Origin of the sequence: Putridiphycobacter roseus, from assembly GCF_003234935.1 — a bacterium.
GTDB lineage: Bacteria > Bacteroidota > Bacteroidia > Flavobacteriales_D > Crocinitomicaceae > Putridiphycobacter > Putridiphycobacter roseus.
In genome coordinates this window covers 203,310-227,897 of record NZ_QKSB01000005.1, presented here as the reverse complement: position 1 = coordinate 227,897, position 24,588 = coordinate 203,310, and the positions used below count along the sequence as shown (strand labels likewise).

Genomic DNA, 24,588 nt, shown 5'->3' with positions numbered 1-24,588 from the left:
AACCTATTGAAATGAAAACTATTAAATATATAATGCCTGCTTTAATCTTGTCCGTTTTCTTAGCCTGCACTTCGGAAAATACACCCGATATGGAAAATGTAGAAAGATCAAATATGTCAGATTTATTGGAAATTAGCAACGCACAGTTTGAACTTGGTAAAATGGCATTAGGTACATTTTCCAATCAAACCTTTTACCAAGTTGTAAAGGCAAATGGTATGCTGGATGTGCCTCCAGAATATAAGTCAACTGTAAGTGCATATTTTGGTGGGTATGTTAAAAATATTGCGTTGATACAAGGACAAAAAGTTAGAAAAGGACAAACCCTTTTTACACTAGAGAGTCCTGATTATATAGAAGTTCAAGAAAGTTTTTTAGCGGCAAAAAGTCAATTAAGTTATTTAAAGTCGGATTATGAAAGACAAAAAGATTTGGCGGCTAGTAATGTTACCTCTCAAAAAATTTATTTAAAAGCGGAGTCTGATTATCTTTCAACGTTGGCAAAATACGAGTCATTAAAAAAACGACTGCAATTAATGAATATTAATCCAAATACCGTTACCGCACTGAATTTAAGTTCTACCATAGCTGTTAAAGCACCTATGGCTGGTTTTGTAACTTCTGTTTTGGCTACGAAAGGAATGTTTCTTAATCCCTCAGATATTGCTGTAACTATTATGAATACTGATCATATGCATATTGAATTGAATATTTTCGAACAAGACTTATCTACTATTTCGATTGGTCAGGATGTCTTGTTTAGTTTGCAAAATGGTCATACAAATTACAAAGCAACGGTTCATTTGATTAATAAAGCAATAGATTCCGATACACGGACAATAAAAGTACATTGCCATTTTAAAAATGAAAAGGATGCAGTAGCATTAACACCCGGTATGTATGTTTCGGCTGAAATATATTCAGGCGTAGATACGGCACTTTCATTGCCGTTAAATGCAGTTGTTTCGATTGAAAATAAATCTTTTGTTTTGGTTCAAAAAGAATTCAACGGAGACTTGTATAGTTTTAAAAAAGTGGCGGTGCAATTGGGGAAAACTGAAAGAGATTTTGTGGAAATATTAAATGTAAATGATTTTGAAGATGGGGCGCAATTTTTAATAAATGGGGCGTTTAATTTAATAAAGGATTGATGCATTAATTTAGTTATGGAACAAGAGGATTATCTAGCAAATCATTTTATCAACCGCAGTAATTGGTTACGCGCAGCTGTTTTGGGGGCAAATGATGGAATTTTATCTATTGCAAGTTTAGCTATTGGTGTTGCCTCAGCTAGTGACTTGCGAGCGCCGGTAGTTTTAGCAAGTATTGCAGGGTTAGTGGGTGGTGCTTTATCTATGGCTGCAGGAGAGTATGTTTCTGTTAGTTCTCAAACAGATATTGAAAATGCAGATATTGAGCGCGAAAGGATAGAGTTACAAGAAAAACCTGCAGTAGAACTTCAGCGGTTGGCTGAGATTTATGAAGGTAGAGGCTTAAAGAAAAAGACAGCACTTCAGGTCGCAAAAGAACTGACTAAACAGGATGCATTGGAAGCACATGTAAGAGATGAATTGGGAATAAACAATGTCAGTAAAGCGAATCCATTACAAGCGGCATTGGCATCTGGCTTCTCTTTTGTTATTGGCGGAATTTTACCAACCTTAACCGCGCTATTTCTCCCGGTGAATAAGCTTGAATATTATTTATACGGCTTTTCTATCATTTTTTTAATGATGTTAGGAGTAATTGCTGCAAAAACAGGTGGTTCTAGTGTTGGTAAAGCAATTACAAGAATTACCTTATGGGGCACTATAGCCATGGGTTTAAGTGCATTTGTAGGTTACTTATTTGGTGTCGATATTTGAGCACTATGCAATGTTTTTGCTTAAACATTAATAGATAAAATCTATTTATTATGGTATATCTATTCAACCACTTTTTTAACTCGGTTTATAGTGTCTGATTTTGATAAAGATAATCTTACAATAGATTCCTCTGTCGCTGTTAAATCATGGGCAACGCCACTTTTTAAACTAATAATATCTCCCTTTTTTAAAGAAAGGATTTCATCCGCTACGCCAAATTCAATACTACCTTCAAATATTTCAATAATAATTGGAAAGGGTGCTTGGTGTTTTTTCATTAATTGTCCCTTTCGCATCAAAATTTTTAATTCTTTGGAAGTTTCCGTTTCTAGTAAAACAGAAATAGCAGGTTTATCTTCTTTGAAGATATTCGAAGTGATTAATGAGGCAGTTTTCATCTTTTTTTTTTACATTAAAAATACGCATCTATTTTTGATTAGCCTTATGAAAAGGTACTGATAATAATCATTTATGGTTGTGTTTATTATTACCCAATGAAAGTTAGCATGTAATTAAGGTAGTTTATATAAAATGCTTAAGTATAGTAGAACGGCTATATTTGGTTTATTCCTGTATTGACCAAAAAAATACCGGTAATGCTTTAATACAGCATACCAACGATAGCAGCGGTCATCAAACAAGCAATTGTTCCGCCAATAAGTGCTCTCATACCAAGTTTAGACAAAAGTCCTTTTCTATTTGGGACTAATGCGCCTATGCCTCCAATTTGAATACCAATGGAAGAAAAGTTAGCGAATCCGCACAATATATACGTGCTCATAACAATTCCTTTTTCCGACAGTAAACCTGCTGTTTTCATATTGCCTAGTCGCATGTAACCAACAAATTCATTGAGTACTGTTTTGGTGCCTAACAATTCTCCTACGTAAATGGATTCTGCCCAATCTACACCTATCAACCAGACGATCGGTCGACCGACATATCCTAAAATAAATTCAAAGGAAAGTTGTGTATAAGGGGTGTTTTGACTAATCCAGTCATTAATGCCAATTCTACCTATAAAGGAAAGGGCATAATTGCCTAAGGTCATAAAAGCAATGAAGACAAGTAACATGGCACCGACATTTATGGCTAGTTTTAAACCGTCTGTTGTACCGTTTGAAATAGCTTCTAACGCATTACTTCCTAGTTTGTTTTTATCTACCTTTAAATCGGTGTTAATCGCTTCGGTTTCTGGGACTAGTATTTTTGCGGCAATAATGGCAGCTGGTGCAGAAATTATAGAAGCGGTTAATAGGTGTTTGGCAAAAAATGCTTGTTGCACAGGGTCATCACCACCCAAAAAACCGACATATGCAGCCAAAACTCCACCGGCTATTGTCGCCATCCCTCCTGTCATCAAACACATTATTTCTGAAGTGGTCATCTTACCGAGATAAGGCTTTACCAGTAAGGGGGCTTCTGTTTGTCCTAAAAATACATTTCCTGCTGCAGCTAAGCTTTCAGCACCAGATAAATGCATGAATTTCTTCATGACCCAGGCAAATGCATATATAATTTTTTGTAGAATGCCATAGTAGTAAAATACACTAACCAATGCCGAAAAGAATATGATGGTCGGTAGAATGGTAAAGGCAAAATTAGTCAAGGGTCCATCAATGACTGTGCTGCCGAATTGTGCAAATAAAAAATTAACGCCTTCGTTCGTAAAACTGATAATTTTTACAAATACTCGACTGATAAAATCAAAAATACTTTGGATAAAAGGTACCTTCAAAACAGCTATGGCAATGATAATTTGTAGCAATAATCCTTTGCGGACTAATTGCCAGTTGATATCCTTTCTGCTTTTGCTAAATAACCATGCTAAAAACAAGAGGAAAAGGATGCCTATCGCTCCTCTTAATACCGAGGAAAAAGATAGGTTTTGAGGGGGTAAGCCTTGCTTTTCCAATGGGTAAGTTTTTGCTTTAGTTTCAATCTTTAGGGATTGATTATGAATAAAGTATTGGTAAGTGACACTGGATTTATTCTTTAGGATCACGCCATCCACTTCCGTGAATTTTTTTTCTTTATTTAGAAAGTAATCTACCTTAGTTTGACCTGTAGGATCTTGAATGATGTAAATGGAGTCGATAGCGGCATTACTTTCTGGAATATATTGAAAGGTGATGTAGTGATCGTCGTAGCTGAAAATGCCACTGTTAAGTAGGGGGTCTATTCCTTTAGCATGGTAAATTAATTGGCCGTCCTTTTCAATTAATTTTAAACTATGTTCTTGTTGCGTGAGGGAGTCGCTGAATTGCCAATCTCCAAAAATGGTAGTGGTAGGTTTGTTATTACATCCTATGAATAGTGTGCTTAAAAAAAGTATACAAGTGAAAAATACCTTAGGATTCCGAATCTTTCCTTTTATTAATTTCATCTCTTATGGTTGAAGCACGTTCGTAATCTTCGTCCTCAATCGCTTTATTTAGCATAGCTTCTAACTCCTCTACAGTATTTTCAGGTTCTTTACTGCTTTCAATATTAATAGATTCTTCTAATTTAGGCTCATCAATAAAATCTTCACTGTCTAATTGAATACCAGCGGAACTCAAAATATGTTCGTAGGTATAAACTGGTGCATTTGCTCTCAATCCTATAGCGATAGAATCAGATGTTCTGGCATCAATTTCAATTTGATTTTTGTCGTCGCCACAAATTATTTTAGAATAGAATACGCCTTCTACCAAGTTGTATATGATAATTTCTTTTATTTGAATATTAAAAGAATCGGTAAACGTTTTAAATAAGTCGTGTGTTAAAGGACGAGAAGGCTTCATTTTTTCTAACTCAATCGCTATGGATTGGGCTTCAAAGCCACCTATGATAATAGGAAGTCTTCTAGTTCCTTCTTTTTCAGATAGCACCAATGCGTACGCACCAGATTGCGTTTGACTATAGGAAAGTCCTATTATTTTTAATTCTATTTTATCCATAAATTAAAAAGGAGAATAAGTATTTATCCTCCTTTAATTTAAATAAATGATTAATTATTTGCTTTAAAATTTTTGATGGCTTCATTAAGTGCAGGTAACACTTCAAAAGCATCTCCAATAACACCGTAATCTGCAGCTTTGAAAAATGGTGCTTCAGGATCTGTGTTAATCACAACTATTGTTTTACTTTGATTAACCCCTGCTAAATGTTGTATTGCACCAGAAATACCGGCAGCAATGTATAAATTAGGTCTAATTGCAATACCAGTTTGCCCTACATGTTCATGATGAGGTCTCCATCCAATATCTGCAACTGGTCGAGAACAAGCCGTAGCTGCGCCTAAAGTTTTGGCTAAATCTTCAACCATTCCCCAATTTTCAGGACCTTTTAAACCTCTTCCAGCAGAAACAACTAAGTCAGCTTCTGTTAGTAAAATATCGCCTTCTTGTTTCTTAATTTCTTTGATAGTAATGCTTGAATTCCCAATTTCTTCTGAAAAGTCTGTAACTGTAGCAACATCATTTCCTTCCACTAAGGGAATAGAATTTGGTGTTAAACCAATAATTCTTTTAGGTGTATTTACTTTTACTAGTCCTTTTGCTTTTCCTGAAAAAACGTTGGTTTTGATTAATCCATTTGCGTCTGGTAAAGTAGTTGCACCAGGTACGTATCCTGCTTTCATTCCAGCAGAAACACGAGGCGCTATTGCTTTACCAATTAAATCGTAAGATAAAATAATAGTATCTGCACTTGCTGAAGTAGCAGCTTTTTGAATCATTTTACTTAATTGACTAGGATCTTCCGTCTCACTAGCATGTAATAAAACATTTTTAGCACCATATTTACCTAAATTTGCTAAATCATCTTTGCTAACATTACCATTGGCTAAAGCGGTTACTTCACCAATTTGACTTCCATAATATACGGCCTCTATTGCACTTTTTGAAATGTGGCCATTTGGTGTACTTATATAAACTAATACTGACATATTTTAAATAACTTTTGCTTCGTTGTGAAGTAATTCAACTAATTCTTTCATGTTTGATGGATCAACGTACTTACAAGCCGATTTGGCAGCTGGTAATTCAAATGATTCATAAGTTACTAAGTCTTCACAAGCAACTGGTTCAACTACTTGTAAAGGTTTTGTTCTGGCAGCCATAATTCCTCTCATGTTTGGAATTCTTTGTTCCGCCATACCTTTTGAAGCACTGATTACAATTGGTAAATTAACTTCTAAAATTTCTTCACCGCCAACAATTTCTCTAGTTGCTGTAGCTGTAGTGCCTTCCACTTCTAATGAAGTTGCTAAAGCTACAAATGGTAAGTCTAATAATTCAGATACCATTCCACCTATTTGAGCGCCATTGAAATTAATGGTCTCTTTACCTGTGAAAATGATGTCAAAATTGTTTGCTTTTGCATATTCAGCTATTTGAAATGCTACGGAATATGCATCTTTTGCTTCTTGGTTTACCCTAACTGCATTGTCAGCACCTATCGCTAAAGCTTTTCTAATAATGGAATCATCTGCAGCAGTTCCAACTGTAATTGTAGTTACTTCTCCACCATGTTTTTCTTTTAGTTCTATGGCTCTCACCAAAGCATACCATTCGTCGTATGGATTTACTATGTATTGAACACCGGATTCATCAAAACGAGTATTATTGTCCGTAAATGCAATTTTACTCGTTGTATCTGGTGATTTGCTGATACAAACTAATATCTTCATGTATATTTGATTTAGAATTTTTTAATAAGAAGTCAAATTTACCAAAAAAAATTAGCCTTTTTTATTGAATTGTACAATATTTTTTTGATTCTTACATTTATTTATTCCTGAAGAAGGAGAATTACTTACCTTTACATCTTTAAAATTAATGATTTTGAAAATAGTTAATACAATTTTATTTACTTTTCTCTTTTTATTTGCCGGTTTTGCGCAGCCTGGAAATGATGATTGCGTAAATGCTGTTGAAATTTGCGTTAATCAAGTTTACGCAGGAACTACTGTTGGGGCGACATTAGAGAATTGTTTTAGTACAAATCCAAATGGTTGTGCAGATGATAATACGCCCTGTTTCACACCAAGAGCAACAGTTTGGTATAAGTTTACGACAAATGCTAATGGTGGTGCTGTAACGGTTAATTTTACGAATGTCGTGGTAAATCAAGTGGTAAATCAAGGCAAGGCATTACAGGCTGTAATTGTCGAAAGTGATGTGGTGTGTGAAGGAGGGAATTATAATTATTTTGGTGCCTGTCAAAACAATGGATTGACTGACTTTTCGATAGCGCCAACTGGTCCACTAGCGCCAAATAAAACATATTATATTCAAGTAAATGGTTCTGCTGTTCCACCTGGAGAAATTAACCCAGCCGAAGTTACATTTGATATAAGTATAGCAGGTGCAGGTGTGGAATTATTACCAATAGCCGTAAGTATAGCGACTAAAAAAACAGTGATTTGTCAAAGAGAAGATGTTTCCGTTGATGTTACGACCACTAATTGTTTTTCTAACCCAATGTTTGAATGGTATTATAATGGTATACTCGTTAGTGAGGAATTGAATTTTTCAACGGCTATTTTAAGTGAGTCTGGATTTTTATATTTGAAAGCTAATTGTGGTGCTACAGCTTGTCCGAGTGTTGCTTTTTCAGACAGTATATATTTTGATGTTACGCCTATAAATGCAGATGCTGGACCCGATTTGTTATTGCAATTAGGCGAGGCAGCAACCATAAACGGTTCCGGAACAGGCGTGCCCACCTGGACACCAGTAACAGGACTTAACTTTGACAATACTTTTACCCCTAGTGCTTCGCCTGATGTGTCTACTACTTATTTTTTATTGGTGGTAAATGGTCTTTGTTCTATGACAGATGAAATGAATATTACCATTAAAAGTGGCATAGATATCCCCGAAGCATTTACCCCAAATGGTGATTTTAATAATGATGTTTGGGAAATAGGTTTTATTGACCAATATTTAAATAATCAAGTCACTATTTTTGATCGTTCGGGGCAAGTTGTTTTTAGCGTAGTTGGGTATAATAATGGTAACAATGTGTGGGATGGTACTTATAAAGGAAATCCCGTTCCCGCTTCTACTTATTTTTATGTGATTGACTTGCGGGATAAAGCAACTTCGAATGAAGAAAATGTATATAGGGGATCAGTAACAGTTTTAAGATAATGTTAAAAACGATATTTACCTTCGCTTTCACCGCTGCTTTATTGGTCTCTTCTTGGGCGCAACAGCAAGCACATTATACCCAGTATCAATATAATCAGTTTAGTTTGAATCCCGCTTTAGCCGGGGATAAAAAATGTATCGATATAAAAGCTGGATATCGTATGCAGTGGATTGGGATTGAGGGTGCACCTAGTTCAGGTTTCTTTAGTTTTAGTGCACCGATAAAAATTAATAAAAGATCTCGCTCCATTAATGCACCTAAACATGGAATAGGTTTGCAGCTTAGAAAAGATGATATTGGCCCCTGGTCTCGTTCTGAAGCGCATGTTACTTATGCTATAAAAGTAACTTTATTGCGGAATAACACTTTGTCTTATGGCTTGTCTTTGGGTATGAAACAAGTTGGTTTTGATGGGTTCGACTTGAAAACGGTTAATCCAGATCCAACGGTTACTAATACCCAAAGCTCTCTGGTGTTTCCCGACGCAAGATTTGGTATTTGGTGGAATAGAAAAAGAGGGTACCTTGGTTTAAGTATCCATAATTTATTTGACAATGATTTAAAGAATATTGGAGAGGATAATAGTTTTCAAAGACATTTATATATCACCACAGGAAGAAGATATAAGGTGTCCAAAGAATGGAATTTTATACCATCTCTATTATTTGTAAAAACAAAGGCCATGCCTTTTGATATGCAATTATCCGCTATTTTTGATTATAAAAATATGTTTTCTTTTGGTTTAGGTTATAGAAGGTCGGATGCAGTAACGGCACAGTTTAGGGTGAAAGTAGGCGACTTTATAGCCATTGGTTATTCCTTCGAGTTTTTGACCTCAAAATTGCAAAATAATGGCGCGCAAACTCATGAGTTGCTTTTTGGTTATAATGCCTGTGCCGAACCTAGATCATTTGGCATAAATACATGTGCAATTTATGAGTAAGGAGACTTGAAAATTGTGTTTAGTAATCAATCTGTTAAACTTATTTAACAAAACGCTCTTTAATTAATCCTTTTTTCGATATATTTAGACTCTTGAATCGAAAATTGCTTATGTCCATAAAAAGTTTACTTCCACTTCTTTTTATATTTTTATGTAGTACACTAAATGCCAAAGATATATACTGGGTTGGTCAGTCAGGTGACTGGGATAATCCAAAAAATTGGTCTTTGAGTTCTGGCGGTGTGTCTGCTAACTTAATTCCTACCTCAGATGATGACGTAATTTTTGATGAAAACTCCTTTGGTGGTAAACAACAAACTGTGGTTTTTAAAAAAGTGGCGGTCAATTCATTTTCATTAACCAATGCGAATACACCTGTATTTAAAGGTGCCGAAATGTTAATTTATAAAGGTTTTACCTTGAAGTCAAATGTTTTGTTTCAAACAAAATTAATTTTTAGCAGCAACAATAATAAAATAAATACGATCCATACAAATGGTTACACCATAAATTCTGATGTTCAATTTAATTCAGGAAAGTGGCAATTAAAGAGTCATTTATCATTAAGTGATAAGTCGACTTTATTCATTAAATCAGAAGAGTTTCATACAAATGGTTTCGGCTTAAAAGCAGGAATTATCCTTGCTGAAAATTCAAAATTATTCTTGGAAGGTTCGCCTGTAGTGCCTCTGGAAAAAATTTCATTTACTAATATTGTTAAAAAAGGTGGTGACTTTAAATTATATGAATTAAATGCTGATGTTCAAGTTTCTTTGCCGATTTACAGTGTTGTACCGGTTTATAAATCTTCAAATACATGTGGTGCCTTAACCGTAAATTGGGATGTTACAACGGATTATAATGGTAAGGATATAAGTTGTAATGGTGCTTGTGATGGTGAATTAACGGTGAGTACCTCTGGTTCTACAGGACCATTTTCTTATAAGTTTGCTGGAGGTCCGGCTACTACGACTACAGTTTATCCAGGCTTATGTCCGGGTAATTATAGTATTCAAGTAACAGATACTTCTAATGTTATTATCCCTGGGTTTTTATGGGGTACTTGTACTATAGATGAAGATGTTTTTGAGCCTTCGGCTTTAAGTTTAACGGTTCAATTAGTAATTAATCCTAGCTGTCATAATGTTTGTGATGCACAAGCTTTTGTTGAAGGTGTAGGTGGGGTTGGGACAACTATTTTGAATTGGTCGAATGGTGAGATTGGACAATATCCGGACAGTCTATGTTTTGGTAATAATGTAGTAACTTTAACTGATTCTAACGGTTGTACATTGGTGGATACTGTAGAGATTTTAGCACCTACAAGAATATTGTTTGATGTTACTGTGGTCCCGCCTACTTGTAATGGTGATGCAGATGCTGAAATCATTATTTCTAACGAATCTGGAGGTAATGGTGGGCCATTTACTTATAGTTACGCACCAGTACCTGTTTCAGGTCAAAATACCAATCATGCTATTGGTTATGCTGCTGGTAATGTTACCGTAACAATTTCAGATATGGATGGTTGTCCCCAAGATACCATTGTGACGATTATTGATCCACCAATATTTACCAGTAATTTTAGTAATGTAATAAATACAAGTTGTTTTGGTGTATGTGATGGGTCAATTGCTGCACTCCCTGCGGGGGGCGTTCCGGGATATACTTATGTGTGGTATGATGATGCTACTGGTTTACCTATTGGCAATACAGATTCCATTGCTACTGGTTTGTGTGCTGGTGATTATTATGTAGTGATTACAGATGCAAACGGTTGTGAAAAAACAAGTGGTGTAGCAAATATTACGTCTCCTTCAGAAATAACTTATGTACTTGCAAAACTAGATTTGGCTTGTCAAGATTCTTGTACTGGTAGGGTAAGTGTTATTGCAAGTGGCGGGACGGCAACATATAATTATAATTGGAATAACATTACAGAGAATAATTTAGCTGGTACTGCGCCAAGTTTAACTGATTTGTGCGCAGGTAAGTACGAAATTACTGTAACAGATGCTAATGGTTGTGTGGGTGCACCTGATACTTTGGAAGTAATAAATGGGTTACCAATTGATATTGTATTTACTAGCATCAATCCAATATGTTATGATATTTGTAATGGGGAAATAACCGCCACGCCAACTAATGGGACAGGTTTTACCTATTTATGGTCGAATAGTGAAATTACCCAAACTATTTCTAGTTTGTGCGTAAGTGGAAATTATATTGTGGAAGTCACCACGGATTCTGGTTGTGTTGAAATTGACACTTTTAATTTTGCAGCGCCAGATATTTATGATATTACAGTAAACCAAGGAGATATTAATTGTTATACAGATGTAGATGGTTTTATCGCTGTAAATGTAAATGTAGGTGGTAATGGTCCGGTTTATAGTTATGATTGGACATATCTTGCTAATCCATTGGCAGTAATTGATGGAGATTTTACGGATAGTATTTATAATTTATTGGTGGGGACTTACGAAGTAGTTATTAATGATGGCGCAGGTGGTTGTGATACTACCTTAAGTTTTACCATTGCTAGTCCGCCTGAATTATTTGCCAATACTGCAGATCCAATTAATTTAACTTGTAATGGCGTTTGTACTGGACAGATTTCAGCTTTACCAAGCGGAGGGATGCCACCTTACACTTTTCAATGGTTTGATAATATTACAGGATTGCCAATTGGGAATACAGATTCAATTGCAACTGGTTTGTGTGCCGGTACGTATCACTTGGTGGTAACGGATGCTAATAATTGTTTTGTTCAAAGTGCTCCTGTTGTAATTACCGAGCCAGACCCTATTGTATTAAGTTTGTCCAAAGTAGATTTGGTTTGTTTTGATGTGTGCGAAGGTGAGGTTGCGGTTTCTATTATTGGAGGTACATCCAACTATACGGTAACATGGGAAAATATAACAACAAGTACGCCAGCTGGTAGTGGATTAAATTTATTAAATCTGTGTGCAGGTAAGTATGAAGTTACAGTAGTGGATGCCAATGGTTGTAATGCCGAAATTGATACTATTGAAGTATTAAATGCACTTCCAATTGATGTGAATTTAACTGGTACTGATCCTACATGTTTTGATGTTTGTGATGGTAGCATTAGCTTAACTACTGTAAATAGTAGTGGGTTTACTTATGTTTGGTCACCTGCACCAATTACTGGACAAGGGACTACTACAGTAACGGATTTATGTGCAGCGATTAATTATGTGGTTACGGTAACAGATGTAAATGGTTGTATAGAAAAAGATTCTTTGACTTTTAATGAAATTCCACTATATGATATTACCGTAAGCCAAATGAATTTAAATTGTTTTTCCAATACAGATGGTAGCATTTCATTAACTGTTAATGCTGGTGGAAATGGCGGAACATATAATTATGTTTGGAGTTCAATTCCTGTTGGTCCAATTACTGGACAAGGTACAGCTAACATTACTAATTTAAGTGTGGGAGATTATTCGGTGGTTATATCAGATGGATTGAGCTGTGATACTACCTTGAATTTCACCATTACTAGTCCGCCTGAATTAATCGCCAATACAACGGACGTCATTCAAGTTTCTTGTAATGGTTTGTGTGATGGTCAAATTTCAGTTTTGCCAAGTGGTGGTACACCAGGTTATAGTTATGAATGGATAGATTTTAATACAAATGCCGTAATAAGTAATGATTCTATACTTTCCAATTTGTGCGCTGGTACTTATTATGTGCGGGTGACTGACAATAATGGTTGTATCGATTCTAGTAGTAATGTTATTATTATTGAGCCTACACCAATTGTTTTTAATGCACAAGCTTATCCGATTTCTTGTTTTGGAATATGTGATGGTGCTGCAAGTATTTCAGTTTCTGGAGGAAGTTCTCCTTATATTTATACTTGGACAAACATTTCAAATAATTCTGTTCTAGGGGCAAATGATTCAATTAGTGGATTATGTCCTGGGTTATATGAAATTGTTATTACAGATGCAACTGGTTGTTCTACGGAAGCAGATACGGTAGAGGTATTAGATGTATTGCCTTTGGGTATTAACCTTACAGGAACAGATCCTACTTGTGTAGGTATTTGTGATGGTACCATTATCGGTACTGCAATAAATGGAATTGCACCTTTTATTTGGTCGACTATACCAAGTAGTGGACAAGGAACAGCTACTGCAACGTATGATAATTTATGTGGTGACTTTTATACCATCACATTAGCAGATGATAACGGTTGTATCATACAGGATACAATTACTTTAGATGACCCAACCCCTTACGATATTACCATTCTTCAAAATGATTTAAATTGCTATGGAGATAATTCAGGTAGTATTGCAGTAACGGTTAATAGTGGTGGATCTGGCGTATATACTTATAATTGGTTGCCAGCTGGATTGACAGGGGCTGGAACTGGAAACGTTACAAATTTAGCCGCTGGTCCTTACCAGTTATCAATTAGTGATGGAAGTTGTGATACTACTTTAATGTTTAATGTTGCCCAACCAGATTCTTTATCTGTATCGGCATCCTTAGTGAGTAATTCTTTTTGTGATAGCGATTGTAATGGTGCAGCAGAAGTAACCATTAGTGGTGGGACTGCCATGTATAATATTCTTTGGAATGATCCTGCAAATCAAAGTACAATTCTAGCAACCGATTTATGTCCTGGAACCTATCAAGTTCAAGTAACAGACGCGAAAGGTTGTGTTAAAACGGATGATATTTTAATTTTGGAACCGACAGGATTTACTTTTACCACCAGTACCAGTGAAGTATCTTGTTTTGGGGAGTGTAATGGGTCAGCAAGTATTGATTTATTGGCTGGTGGAACACCTGCTTATACTATTCAATGGGATGATCCGAATAACCAAACTGGTCCAGTTGCAATAGGCCTATGTGCTGGAATCTATCATGCAATTATTAAAGATGCGAATAATTGTGACAGTACCATTACGGTAACCATTACTGAGCCAGCAGAAATTTTATTTACCACGACGATTAATGATACTGCTTGCTTTGGTTCTTGTGATGGAGAATTGTCTGTAACCTTAAGTGGTGGCGTTGGACCATTTGATGTGAATTGGTTTAATGTAAATAACAACATCAGTATTGGAAGTGGGATGGTGATGAGTAGTTTATGTCCGGGTGAATATTACGCTGAAATAATTGATTTTACTGGCTGTAGTATTTTTTCTGATACTTTAGAAATTGTAGAGTTCCCTCAAATTAATATCAATACCACTGCGGTAACTAATGCTTCTTGTGGTTTAAATGATGGCGCTATTAGTATTAATGCAAATGGCGGCGGCGGAACATTTGTGTACGATTGGAATCCAACCCCAATTACAGGTCAAGGTACAAATAATGTCACCCAATTGGCTGGTGGAATATACCAAGTAATTGTAAGTGATGTTAATGCTTGTACTGATTCTTTAACAGTACCTGTTGAGAGTGGTGCTTTGGAAATATTGAATTTAGATTCTACTGATGTGTCTTGTTTTGGATTAATAGATGGTAGTGTAAATGTGAGTTATGTTTGTATTGAACCAACTTGTATGATAGAATGGTTTAACGAAGGAGGAGTTTCTTTGGGTAGTAATAATGCTGTGACTGGTTTAGGAGCAGGTATCTATTATATTCAATTGACCAATGGATTAGGTTGTACTAAAATTGACTCTATTGTGGTCAATGAACCAGTCGAAATTATAGGAACTATTTCTAGTACAGATATTTTGTGTAATGGGGCAAACACTGGTACTGCTGACGTAGTTGCTAGTGGAGGTCAAAGTAATTTGTTTTATACTTGGAGCCCGGTACCAGGTGGTGGACAAAATACCCCAAATGCACAAGGTTTAAGTGCAGGTATTTGGACAGTGACTATTGCAGATATTAATGGCTGTTCTATTGATTTGTCGACAGAAATTGAAGAGCCAAGTGATTTAGTAATAACCAATACAGTGGCAACCCCTATTACTTGTGCTGGAGAAATCGACGGTACTGTAAATGTAACCGTAACCGGAGGGACACCTATTGTTGGTTATGAATGGTTTTCTTGTGCTTCTGGGTTAAGTGTAGGAACTACCCAATCTTTAAATAATTTAGCACCTGGAGATTATTTTGTGGTGGTGACTGATGGTAATGGTTGTATTGAAAGCTCAAGTTGTATTACGGTTGAAAACCGTCAATTAATTACCGGCATTACTGGAAATGAAAATGTGAGTTGTTATGGCGACTGCAATGGATTGGCTTACGTAACTGCAAGTGGTGGTACAGGGACTTATTTTTATCAGTGGCAAGATGATTTAGGGAATGATATTGTTGGACAAACTAATGATACTATAAGAAATTTATGTAGAGGATTATATTTTGTAGAAGTGATGGATGGAAATGGTTGTACAGCTACTTTTGGACCAATTGACTTAACACAACCGGATAATCCTTGGGATGTAGTTTTAACGACAACGGATGCTTCTTGTTTTAGTATTTGTGACGCATCTGCCCAAGTGAACGTATTGCAAGGTAATACGGCACCATATAATTATCAATGGAATGATCCCCTAAATCAATCTAGTGCCAGCGCGATTAATTTGTGTGCAGGAACCTATGACGTTGTGATTACAGACCAAGCTAATTGTGATACTACTTTAACAGTACTCATTCAAGAACCAGATCCTATCGCTTTAAATCAAACACAAACAAATATTAATTGTTTTGATGATTGCAATGGGATGATTACTATAAATCCTTCTGGTGGGACTGGACCATATAGCGCCAATTGGACTGGTGGTTTTACCGGGTTAAGTGTAAATAATTTATGTGCTGGACCGATTACCGTTAATGTGTTGGATAATTTGGGTTGTGCAATCAGTCAGAATTTCAATATTATTGAGCCAGTTGCTCCTTTGAGTATACAATCGTCTTTCACTAATGTAACGGTTTGTAATCAATGTAACGGTAGTGCCACTGTTAATGTATCTGGAGGAAGTCCAAATTATACCTATACTTGGAGTCAAGCAGGTGTGACTGGACAAGGAACAAACCATGTAAGTGGCCTTTGTTCTGGTTTTATTAGTGTTACTGTTACCGATAACAAAGGTTGTACGATTACACAGTCTTTTGTAGTGGAAGATATAGATGCTGATGATTTTACTTTAAGTCATACAGACGCTTCTTGTTTCGGTGTATGTGATGGTACCGCTGTTATTGTGCCGACTTGTACGGTACCAACTTGTACACAAATTTGGATTGAGTCTGCAACGGGTACAATTTTACCCGGTACAGGTACAAGTATTGCTAACTTGTGTCAAGGTGCATATATTGTTCAATTAACAAATGGTGCCGGTTGTATTTCAGCAGATACCTTTACTGTTTTGTCACCGTCTGAATTAATAGTAGATGCCGTGATTACGGAAATTTCTTGTATCGGTGCAAATGATGCATCTATCGTGGTAACACCATCTGGTTCTTCTGGCACTGGATTTATGTATAATTGGAATCCAGTACCTTCTAATGGAGCGAATACAAATTCGGCATTAAATATTGGAACTGGTGCGCACACGGTAACTGTAACGGATGATATTAATTGTTCGGTGACGGAAACTTATATCATTAATGATACATTACCTATTGTTATAACTACTACTTCTAATAACGTAACTTGTAATAGCTCTTGTGATGGGAATATATCTTCTAACGTAACTGGTGGTTTTGGTAATTATACTTACCAATGGTACTTGAATGGTACTCCGTTGCCTGGCGGTACAACTCCTAATATTATAGATTTATGTCCAGGAGATTATACCTTAGATGTTACGGATATGAACGGTTGTACACAATCATTAACTACACCGGTTACTATTACGGAACCTAGTGCTATTACGGTATCCATTTCCGATACAGATATTAATTGTTTTGGTTCATGTGATGGTACTGCAACGGTTGTTCCAACTGGTGGCGTTGGTCCATATATTACTAATTGGTATTTATCACCTTCAGATAATTTAATCGGACAAACTTTAACCACCGCAAGTAATTTGTGTGCAGGCGACTATTATGCTACGGTAACAGATGTAAATAATTGTACAGTAACTTCTTCTTTTGCTAACATTTCTGAACCTACTGAGCTGCAATTTACCATTACTGAAAACAGCATTGACTGTTTTGACGATTGTTCTGGTTCTGCCAGTATTGTTGTTACTGGGGGTATGTTAAACTACACTTATATATGGTTAGACCAGTCTAGTGTAAATATTGGCAATACCGATAATGTTTCTAATTTATGTGCAGGAGGGTATACCGTGGAAGTGTTAGATGCGAATGGGTGTTCTATTGGTGTTCAAAATATAAATATTATTAGTCCTTCTCAAATTACCATTACAGCACTTACAAATAATGCAGAATGTAATGTTGCTTCCGGTAGTGCCACCGCTATTGCACAAGGTGGACTTCCAACATACACTTATCAATGGTTAGATAATGCACAATCTCTTTTAGCTGGGGAAACAAATGCAACACTTTCCAATGTATTTGCAGGTACTTACTTTGTAGTGGTGAAGGATGCCAATTTATGTGAGGACACTTTGGAAGTGACAATTATTGATAATCCAAGTACGACTTTAGTATTTGATGCTGTAAATAGTCCATCCTGTCATGATGGTAATGACGGAAATATTCAGATAACGGTTGTGGGTAATAATATGCCACTAAATTACTTGTGGAATCCAGGTGGAATAATCGTTGAAGATCCAAGTAATTTGACTGCTGGCACTTATCAATTGACGATTACGGATGCATTGGGTTGTATTTCCTATTATGATACGGTACTGGTAAATCCAACAGAAATTCAATATACACCAACTATAGTAGACCCTACATGTGGTCAGTGTGACGGAGAATTAAGTGTGCTCGTTACAGGGGGAGATGGTAATTATGACTATTTATGGAATAATGGTCCTACGACTAACAGCATGCAAAATTTATGTGCTGGTATATATGAATTAAACCTAACGGACGGAAATGGATGTGAAATTGCTACGCAATATGCTTTGGGTAATAGTGTGGATGTTTCTGCAAATGCAATAGTCACTCCTATTACTTGTAATGATGCTTGTGATGGTGAAATTACTGTGGATATTGTGAATGGTACAGCACCTTTTGTTGTTACTTGGTTACACGATAATTCTAATGGGTTAAGTAAACAAAATTTATGTGAAGGAACATATTTTATAGAGGTAAAAGATGCCAATGGTTGTTTATTTCCGTTGGTAGTGGAATTGGTTAATCCTTCTTTAATCACAGTGACAGAAACAATGGTATTACCTACCTGTGGTTTAACGGATGGATCGATTTCTATTCTATCTGAAGGCGGTGTTTTACCACATACTTATTTATGGAATACCACACAAACAACACCGGTAATTAATACGCTAGGTGCAGGATTTTATTCAGTGGTGGTTACAGATAATAATGGATTAGGGTGTAGTAAAGAGTTTACTTTTGAACTAAGTAACGTAACTGTACCTCAAATTGAATTAACTAAAACTGATTTGGTTTGTAACGGGGTATGTGACGGTAGTGTTGAGGCTACTGTAACTGGAGGAACACCAGGTTATATATTCCAATGGTATAATGGGAATGGGGTGAGTATTACTCCTGGTAGTGGTCCTGTTCTCTCCAATATCTGTGCTGGAGAATATACTTTAGAGGTTACCGATTTTAATGGTTGTATTGCTTTTGCAAGTGAAATTATTGAACAACCTGATAGTATGATTTTAAATACACCAATCAAAAACAATGTTGGTTGTAATGGAGATTGCAGCGGTAGTATTGATGTGTTAGTACTTGGCGGGGAAGCACCATATAGTTTCCTTTGGGATGATGCAAATACACAAACTACCTCTTTGGCCAGTGACTTGTGTATCGGTACTTATACCTTAACTATTACAGATCAGAATGGTTGTGCGGTAACCATTACGGATTCTATTATAGAACCCGATCCTTTGTTATTGTCTATTGATAATATAGTTTCCTCTCATTGTAAAGAATCTTTAGATGGTGCAATTGATATTACCATTTCTGGTGGTGCTCCAATTTATAATGTGGTATGGACATCTAGCTTAAATGAAGTATTTGTAGATGAAGATTTAAGTAATGTATTGCCAGGTACTTATTATTTAACAGTGACGGATCAAAATGATTGTATGGTACAAGATACCGCTGCTATTGATACTGCTGTAATTGTTTATGCATATGCAGGGTTGGATACTGCATTGTGTTATGGTTTAGATTTGTTATTGGTTGGGACCTCTAATCAACCCGCGGCAGACTTTACTTGGTTTGACGTGAATGCTGCTGTACTTTCTGATACGAATGAATTAATTCAAACAGGATTGGAAACAGGAGATTATATGTATGTGCTATATGCCTTATTTGACGGTTGTGATGATTACGATACGGTCTTGGTGTCCACGTTTGCAGATCAGATTGTGGATGCTGGTGAGGATGTAGAAATACAAGCAATTGGTTCTATTGGAATAGGGGGAGACCCTACTTCTGCAGATGGTGTTTCGTTTATCTGGTCTCCAGCAATATATTTGAATGATACCACACTGACTAACCCTACGGTTATAAAACCAAAAGTAGATAATTGGTATTATGTAGAAGTTTTAGATTCTAATGGCTGTTCAAAAATAGATAGTATGTACGTAGAGGTGATTCCGGAATTAAAAGTGCCAAATGGTGTTTCCCCTAATAATGATGGTAAAAATGATGTGTGGAATATTGACTTTGTAGAAGATTTTCCTAATTTAGAAGTCTGGGTTTATAACCGTTGGGGAGAGCTTTTATTCAATGATAATGATGGGTATAAAAATCCATGGGATGGTCAGTACAAAGGAAAACCACTGCCTGTTGGCACTTATTATTACGTCATTGAATTAAATAATATATTTTACCCTGAACCTTTAACAGGACCAGTAACTATAATGCGTTAATGAGAATAATTTTAGTCATATTATCATTTTGTACCTATTCGTTTTTGTTCGGTCAACAACTGCCGCAACAAACGCAATACATGTTTAATCAATATGCTTTTAATCCTGCATATGCCGGAGTTACTGATAATTGGGAATCGGTAATGAATAGCAGGTATCAATGGGTGGGGCTTACAGATGCACCAAGGACAGTAACCTTTACTGCACAAGGACCATTTAAAAATGAAAAAATGGGTATTGGTGGACTAATTTACAACGATATTGTTGGTCCTACACGTCGTTTAGGCTTTCAAGCATCTTATGCCTATCATTTAAAATTAAACGAGAGTATTAATTTATCCATGGGCTTATCTTTTGGTTTTAATCAGTGGATAGTAGACGCCGATAAAATATATGTACTGGATCAGGATGATCCGTTTTTTTCCAATGGTCTAATTAAAACCTTTAGTGCAGATGCAAAATTTGGATTGTATTTATACCACGAAAAGTGGTACATTGGCGTGGCAACACCGCAATTATTACACAGTAATCTAAAATTTAAATCCCTGGGCATAACAACCGATAGTTATTTGGAAGACCACGTTTATATAAATGCTGGGTATACTTTTAAATTGGGACGTTATTTTGAATTGGAGCCTACTGCATTGTTAAAATTTGGCTTTCCTGCTCCTTTAAAGTTAGACATTGGCTTAAAAGCCATGTATAAAAAGACAGTCTGGTTGGGAGTTGGTTTCCGGACACAGGATGCTTTGACCACTATGATTGGGTATCATCATAAAAATAACTTGAGTATTGGTTATGCTTACGACTTTACGACTACCCTATTAAAAAGCTATAATTCTGGAACACATGAATTGTTTTTTGCCATTAAGTTTGGGAATACTAAAGGAGGAGCTCCGACGGATTTAAAATAAAATTCAATCACTTTTATTTCTTATTATGATTGATAATTTTAATAGAAAACATAATTACCTGAGAATTTCATTGACCGAAAGATGTAATCTACGTTGTTTTTATTGTATGCCAGAAGATGGTGTGCCATTAAGACATAAGGCGCATTTCATGACTTCAGAAGAAATAGTGGCCCTAGCAAAAATATTTGTTGCACAAGGGGTGGATAAAATTCGAATAACGGGTGGGGAACCATTAATAAAAAAAGATTTTGAAAATATTATTACCAACTTGGGTGCTTTAAATGTTAAATTACATTTAACTACAAATGGTATTTTAGTCGACAAGTATATTTCAGTTTTTAAGAAGGTAGGTTTAAAAGATATCAATGTAAGCATTGATTCTTTGAAAGAAGAAAAGTTTAATGCGATCACCAAAAGAAAATATTTCCAGAAAGTCATGGATAATATTCAATTGCTATTAAAAGAAGATTTTAAGGTGAAATTGAATGTAGTGTTGATGAAAGATTGGAATGAGGATGAAATTATATCTTTTATCGAATTAAGTAAAAATAATAAACTCGCCATTCGATTTATTGAATTTATGCCTTTTGATGGTAATCAATGGGATACCTCCAAAGTAGTAACCTATCACCAAATAATGGACCGGGTTCAAAACCATTTTGGTCCACAAAATGTGTTGCAAATTTCACCTTTGTCTAATGATACAGCTAAAAATTTTTTGGTTAAAGGATATGTAGGCACTTTTGGTATTATTAGTTCTGTGACTAATCCATTTTGTGATTCCTGTAATCGATTACGGCTAACTGCGGATGGAAAATTAAAAAATTGTTTATTTTCGGCTGGAGAAACAGATTTGTTAACCGCCTACAGAAAGGAAGAGGATGTATTACCGCTCATTCAGCAAAGTTTAAATAATAAACATGCTGCTAGAGCTGGGATAGGATTGTTTAATAATGAGAATAAAAAATTATTTGAAGCCAATAGAAATATGACTTCGATAGGAGGATAATATGATTACAGTTGAAGAAGCGCTTAGTTTGGTTGAAGCAGCAAAAGTTTCAAAAGCAAAAGTTATAGAAATGCCTTTGTTAGCTGCTAATGGTTGGGTATTGGCAGAAACAATATATTCCCCTATGGATATGCCTCCTTTTCCGCAATCAGCTATGGATGGTTATGCCATTCATTATGTAGCTCATCAATCTACTTATAAGTTAATTGGAGAAATAGCTGCAGGGGAGAGTGTACAGCAGGAATTAATTGCTGGTGAAGCTGCAAGAATTTTTACAGGAGCACCTGTGCCTAGTTCAGCCAATATGGTAATTAGGCAAGAAGATGCCCAAGCATTAGACGGTAAAGTAATTTTTACACAAATACCTAAATTACAAGCTAACATTCGACCAGAAGGAGAGCAAATTAAAAAGAATGCTATCGCCTTGCATGCTGGTCACTTATTACAGGATGGAAGTATTGGCTTTTTAGCGAGTTTAGGGGTAGAAAAAGTCAATGTAATACCAAAACCAAGTATTGCTATTATATCTACCGGAAATGAGCTAGTGGAAGCAGGGACGCCCTTAAAATTTGGTCAAATTTATGAAAGTAATGTCCATATGCTACAATCGGCTTTATCGCTTAGAAATATAGTGGACGTTAAAACGTATCATATTAAAGATGATTTAAAACATACGGTAGACACGTTGAAATTTGCCCTTGAAAGGTATGATTTAATCATTTTTTCAGGCGGAATTTCTGTCGGTGATTATGATTATGTCAAGGAAGCATTAACCTTAAATCAAGTAGAAACCCTTTTTTATAAAGTGAAGCAAAAACCTGGAAAGCCTTTATATTTTGGTAAAAAGGGTGCGGCTTTTATTTTTGGGTTACCAGGAAATCCCGCAGCTTGTTTGACTGGGTTTTATATTTATATTTTACCATTAATAGCCAAATTATCTGGTAAGCCATTTGTTGGATTATCGAAAAGTACTGCCCCTTTAAATCATGCTTTTGAAAGAAAAGGAGATCGGGCTTTATTTCTAAAAGCTAAAGTCGACCAATTTGGTAAAGTGGACATTTTAGATGGGCAAAGTTCTGCTATGTTGCAAGCTTTCGCCAATGCAAATGCTTTAGTCTATGTCGGTTTAGGTCAAAATAAGATGGTAAAAGGAGAGGATGTAGTGTTATATCACCTATAATGGGTATTTCTGACGCATATCTGTTGGGTCTGTTATTCACTGTCCCTTTTGTCGCATTTTTATATGCAAGTGTCGGCCATGGAGGCGCAAGTGGCTATATTGCATTGATGTATTTATTTTCTGTGAATGAATTTACCATTAAACCAGTGGCTTTGGTGATGAATTTATTTGTTGCCGCAATAGCCTTTTACCATTATTATATGGCGGGTTATTTTAAAATGAATTTGTTTATATATTTTGCCGTAGGTTCTGTTCCTATGGCGTTGCTTGGTGGCTATTTTACGGTAAGCGCTTTGGTTTATAAAATTTTACTAGGATTGTTTTTATTGTTTGCAATGCTTAAATTGGGTGGACAATTAAAAGCGAAAGAGATAAAAGAAATTGCTTTTAAACCTATTGCGGCTATAGGCGTTGGCGCTATTATCGGTCTTGTGTCTGGATTGATTGGCATTGGTGGAGGTATTATTCTGTCCCCAATATTATTGTTGTTACATTGGGCTTCTGTTAAAGAAAGTGCGGCTATTGCTGCCTTATTTATTTGGGTTAATTCGGCAGCCGGTTTAACAGGTCAGCTTTTACAAGGAATTCAAATTCCTACAGAAACATTTTACCTTGTGTTAGTGGCCATAGTGGGTGGTTTCTTTGGTAGTTATTTTGGCAGTAAAATATTAAATACTAAAAGCGTTCAAATAATGTTGATTTTAGTGTTAGGAATGGCCTTATCCAAATTAATACTAAGTTTATGAATCCAGCGTTTGGCGTAATTATTTTAGCAGGCGGTAACAGCAGCCGTATGGGAAAAGACAAAGGTTTAATAGAAGTGGGTGGCATACCCATTGTTCAATTAGTAACCAATCGGTTAAAAGAAGAATTTCAACATATTTTTATTATCAGTAATAATCAAGCTTACGCGGCATTTGGTTTTCCAACTTATCCTGATTTAATTACAAACATTGGACCATTAGGTGGTTTGTATACCGGACTTACAATTAGTCCGTTTGATAAAAATGTGTTTTTATCCTGTGACACACCTAATGTGCTAAACCAAACTATTCATCAATTATTAGCTGCGAGTGTAGTAGCACAAACTACAGTGGTTAAATCTAAAAAAGTGCATCCACTGATAGGGGTTTATCACCAAAAAGATAGGAAAGCTATTAAGGAGCAAATAGAACGGAAGGATTATAAATTAATGCATTTGTTAAAAGAGATAGACGCAAAGGAACTCGATTTAAGTGCGGTGGATGAAAAAGAATTTTTAAATTTGAATACACAAACAGATTTAGAAAATTTTATACATAATAAATAATGAAGGTACTTTACTTTGGCATAATTTCGGAAATTACAGGAAAAGAAGCTGAGAAATTAACTGGGGAATATTTAAATGTAAATGAGTTAATTAAAGATCTATCAAGTCGATATAAACGTTTACAAAACGTTTTGTTTCAAGTTTCGATTAATCAAAAAGTAGTTCCCTTAACACATCCAATTGCAATGGAAGATGAAATAGCAATTCTGCCTCCTTTTGCTGGAGGATAAAAATTA

16 protein-coding genes are annotated in these 24,588 nt (G+C 35.8%); 11 read left to right on the top strand and 5 right to left on the bottom strand.

The window, feature by feature from the left end:
* Nucleotides 1–11 precede the first annotated feature (11 nt).
* Nucleotides 12–1,151 (top strand): efflux RND transporter periplasmic adaptor subunit, encoded by a 1,140-nt coding sequence (locus DNU06_RS10260; RefSeq protein ID WP_111063241.1) that lies wholly within the window; start codon nucleotides 12–14, stop codon nucleotides 1,149–1,151.
* A gap of 15 nt (nucleotides 1,152–1,166) precedes the next feature.
* The gene (locus DNU06_RS10255; RefSeq protein ID WP_111063240.1) at nucleotides 1,167–1,865 is read left to right on the top strand and encodes a VIT1/CCC1 transporter family protein; all 699 of its coding nucleotides are present in this window, start codon (nucleotides 1,167–1,169) and stop codon (nucleotides 1,863–1,865) included.
* A gap of 59 nt (nucleotides 1,866–1,924) precedes the next feature.
* On the opposite strand, the gene DNU06_RS10250 is transcribed toward DNU06_RS10255, so the two are convergent.
* From DNU06_RS10250 to DNU06_RS10230, 5 genes are all read right to left on the bottom strand, one after another.
* On the bottom strand, nucleotides 1,925–2,263 hold the full coding sequence (locus tag DNU06_RS10250; RefSeq protein WP_111063239.1) for a cupin domain-containing protein: 339 nt from the start codon (nucleotides 2,261–2,263) through the stop codon (nucleotides 1,925–1,927).
* Nucleotides 2,264–2,466: 203 nt separating this feature from the next.
* Nucleotides 2,467–4,251: a NupC/NupG family nucleoside CNT transporter gene (locus tag DNU06_RS10245; RefSeq protein ID WP_111063238.1), complete on the bottom strand. Its 1,785-nt coding sequence runs from the start codon at nucleotides 4,249–4,251 to the stop codon at nucleotides 2,467–2,469.
* Nucleotides 4,217–4,807 (bottom strand): bifunctional nuclease family protein, encoded by a 591-nt coding sequence (locus DNU06_RS10240; protein WP_111063237.1) that lies wholly within the window; start codon nucleotides 4,805–4,807, stop codon nucleotides 4,217–4,219. The genes DNU06_RS10245 and DNU06_RS10240 overlap by 35 nt, the downstream gene beginning before the upstream one ends.
* A 50-nt stretch (nucleotides 4,808–4,857) precedes the next feature.
* On the bottom strand, nucleotides 4,858–5,796 hold the full coding sequence (locus DNU06_RS10235; RefSeq protein WP_111063236.1) for an electron transfer flavoprotein subunit alpha/FixB family protein: 939 nt from the start codon (nucleotides 5,794–5,796) through the stop codon (nucleotides 4,858–4,860).
* Nucleotides 5,797–5,799: 3 nt separating this feature from the next.
* On the bottom strand, nucleotides 5,800–6,540 hold the full coding sequence (locus tag DNU06_RS10230) for an electron transfer flavoprotein subunit beta/FixA family protein (protein ID WP_111063235.1): 741 nt from the start codon (nucleotides 6,538–6,540) through the stop codon (nucleotides 5,800–5,802).
* Nucleotides 6,541–6,694: 154 nt separating this feature from the next.
* On the opposite strand from DNU06_RS10230, the gene DNU06_RS10225 reads away from it, so the two are divergent.
* The 9 genes from DNU06_RS10225 to DNU06_RS10185 all read left to right on the top strand — a co-directional run bounded on the left by DNU06_RS10225 (nucleotide 6,695) and on the right by DNU06_RS10185 (nucleotide 24,582).
* Complete coding sequence (locus tag DNU06_RS10225; protein ID WP_158526873.1) at nucleotides 6,695–8,005, top strand: gliding motility-associated C-terminal domain-containing protein; 1,311 nt, start codon at nucleotides 6,695–6,697, stop codon at nucleotides 8,003–8,005.
* Complete coding sequence (locus DNU06_RS10220; protein WP_111063233.1) at nucleotides 8,005–8,949, top strand: PorP/SprF family type IX secretion system membrane protein; 945 nt, start codon at nucleotides 8,005–8,007, stop codon at nucleotides 8,947–8,949. Before DNU06_RS10225 ends, DNU06_RS10220 begins: the two co-directional genes overlap by 1 nt.
* A gap of 110 nt (nucleotides 8,950–9,059) precedes the next feature.
* Nucleotides 9,060–19,940 (top strand): T9SS type B sorting domain-containing protein, encoded by a 10,881-nt coding sequence (locus tag DNU06_RS10215; protein ID WP_111063232.1) that lies wholly within the window; start codon nucleotides 9,060–9,062, stop codon nucleotides 19,938–19,940.
* Complete coding sequence (locus DNU06_RS10210) at nucleotides 19,940–20,854, top strand: PorP/SprF family type IX secretion system membrane protein (RefSeq protein ID WP_111063231.1); 915 nt, start codon at nucleotides 19,940–19,942, stop codon at nucleotides 20,852–20,854. The genes DNU06_RS10215 and DNU06_RS10210 overlap by 1 nt, the downstream gene beginning before the upstream one ends.
* Nucleotides 20,855–20,879: 25 nt before the next feature.
* Nucleotides 20,880–21,863, top strand: coding sequence for a GTP 3',8-cyclase MoaA (gene moaA / locus DNU06_RS10205; protein ID WP_111063230.1), 984 nt, complete (start codon nucleotides 20,880–20,882; stop codon nucleotides 21,861–21,863).
* Nucleotide 21,864: 1 nt separating this feature from the next.
* Nucleotides 21,865–23,043, top strand: coding sequence for a molybdopterin molybdotransferase MoeA (locus tag DNU06_RS10200; RefSeq protein ID WP_111063229.1), 1,179 nt, complete (start codon nucleotides 21,865–21,867; stop codon nucleotides 23,041–23,043).
* Entirely contained in the window at nucleotides 23,043–23,789 is a 747-nt protein-coding gene (locus DNU06_RS10195; protein WP_111063228.1) for a sulfite exporter TauE/SafE family protein, read from the top strand. Before DNU06_RS10200 ends, DNU06_RS10195 begins: the two co-directional genes overlap by 1 nt.
* Entirely contained in the window at nucleotides 23,786–24,352 is a 567-nt protein-coding gene (mobA, locus tag DNU06_RS10190; RefSeq protein ID WP_111063227.1) for a molybdenum cofactor guanylyltransferase, read from the top strand. Before DNU06_RS10195 ends, mobA begins: the two co-directional genes overlap by 4 nt.
* A complete protein-coding gene (locus DNU06_RS10185) occupies nucleotides 24,352–24,582 on the top strand; it encodes a MoaD/ThiS family protein (RefSeq protein ID WP_111063226.1) in 231 nt (76 codons plus the stop codon). Before mobA ends, DNU06_RS10185 begins: the two co-directional genes overlap by 1 nt.
* The last annotated feature ends 6 nt before the right edge of the window (nucleotides 24,583–24,588 follow it).

Excerpts from the sequence above, each read along its gene's own strand:
- DNU06_RS10260 (WP_111063241.1), top strand. The coding sequence starts at position 12 with ATGAAAACTATTAAATATATAATGCCTGCTTTAATCTTGTCCGTTTTC.
- DNU06_RS10255 (WP_111063240.1), top strand. The coding sequence starts at position 1,167 with ATGGAACAAGAGGATTATCTAGCAAATCATTTTATCAACCGCAGTAAT.
- DNU06_RS10250 (WP_111063239.1), bottom strand. The coding sequence starts at position 2,263 with ATGAAAACTGCCTCATTAATCACTTCGAATATCTTCAAAGAAGATAAA.
- DNU06_RS10245 (WP_111063238.1), bottom strand. The coding sequence starts at position 4,251 with ATGAAATTAATAAAAGGAAAGATTCGGAATCCTAAGGTATTTTTCACT.
- DNU06_RS10240 (WP_111063237.1), bottom strand. The coding sequence starts at position 4,807 with ATGGATAAAATAGAATTAAAAATAATAGGACTTTCCTATAGTCAAACG.
- DNU06_RS10235 (WP_111063236.1), bottom strand. The coding sequence starts at position 5,796 with ATGTCAGTATTAGTTTATATAAGTACACCAAATGGCCACATTTCAAAA.
- DNU06_RS10230 (WP_111063235.1), bottom strand. The coding sequence starts at position 6,540 with ATGAAGATATTAGTTTGTATCAGCAAATCACCAGATACAACGAGTAAA.
- DNU06_RS10220 (WP_111063233.1), top strand. The coding sequence starts at position 8,005 with ATGTTAAAAACGATATTTACCTTCGCTTTCACCGCTGCTTTATTGGTC.
- DNU06_RS10215 (WP_111063232.1), top strand. The coding sequence starts at position 9,060 with ATGTCCATAAAAAGTTTACTTCCACTTCTTTTTATATTTTTATGTAGT.
- DNU06_RS10210 (WP_111063231.1), top strand. The coding sequence starts at position 19,940 with ATGAGAATAATTTTAGTCATATTATCATTTTGTACCTATTCGTTTTTG.
- moaA (WP_111063230.1), top strand. The coding sequence starts at position 20,880 with ATGATTGATAATTTTAATAGAAAACATAATTACCTGAGAATTTCATTG.
- DNU06_RS10200 (WP_111063229.1), top strand. The coding sequence starts at position 21,865 with ATGATTACAGTTGAAGAAGCGCTTAGTTTGGTTGAAGCAGCAAAAGTT.
- DNU06_RS10195 (WP_111063228.1), top strand. The coding sequence starts at position 23,043 with ATGGGTATTTCTGACGCATATCTGTTGGGTCTGTTATTCACTGTCCCT.
- mobA (WP_111063227.1), top strand. The coding sequence starts at position 23,786 with ATGAATCCAGCGTTTGGCGTAATTATTTTAGCAGGCGGTAACAGCAGC.
- DNU06_RS10185 (WP_111063226.1), top strand. The coding sequence starts at position 24,352 with ATGAAGGTACTTTACTTTGGCATAATTTCGGAAATTACAGGAAAAGAA.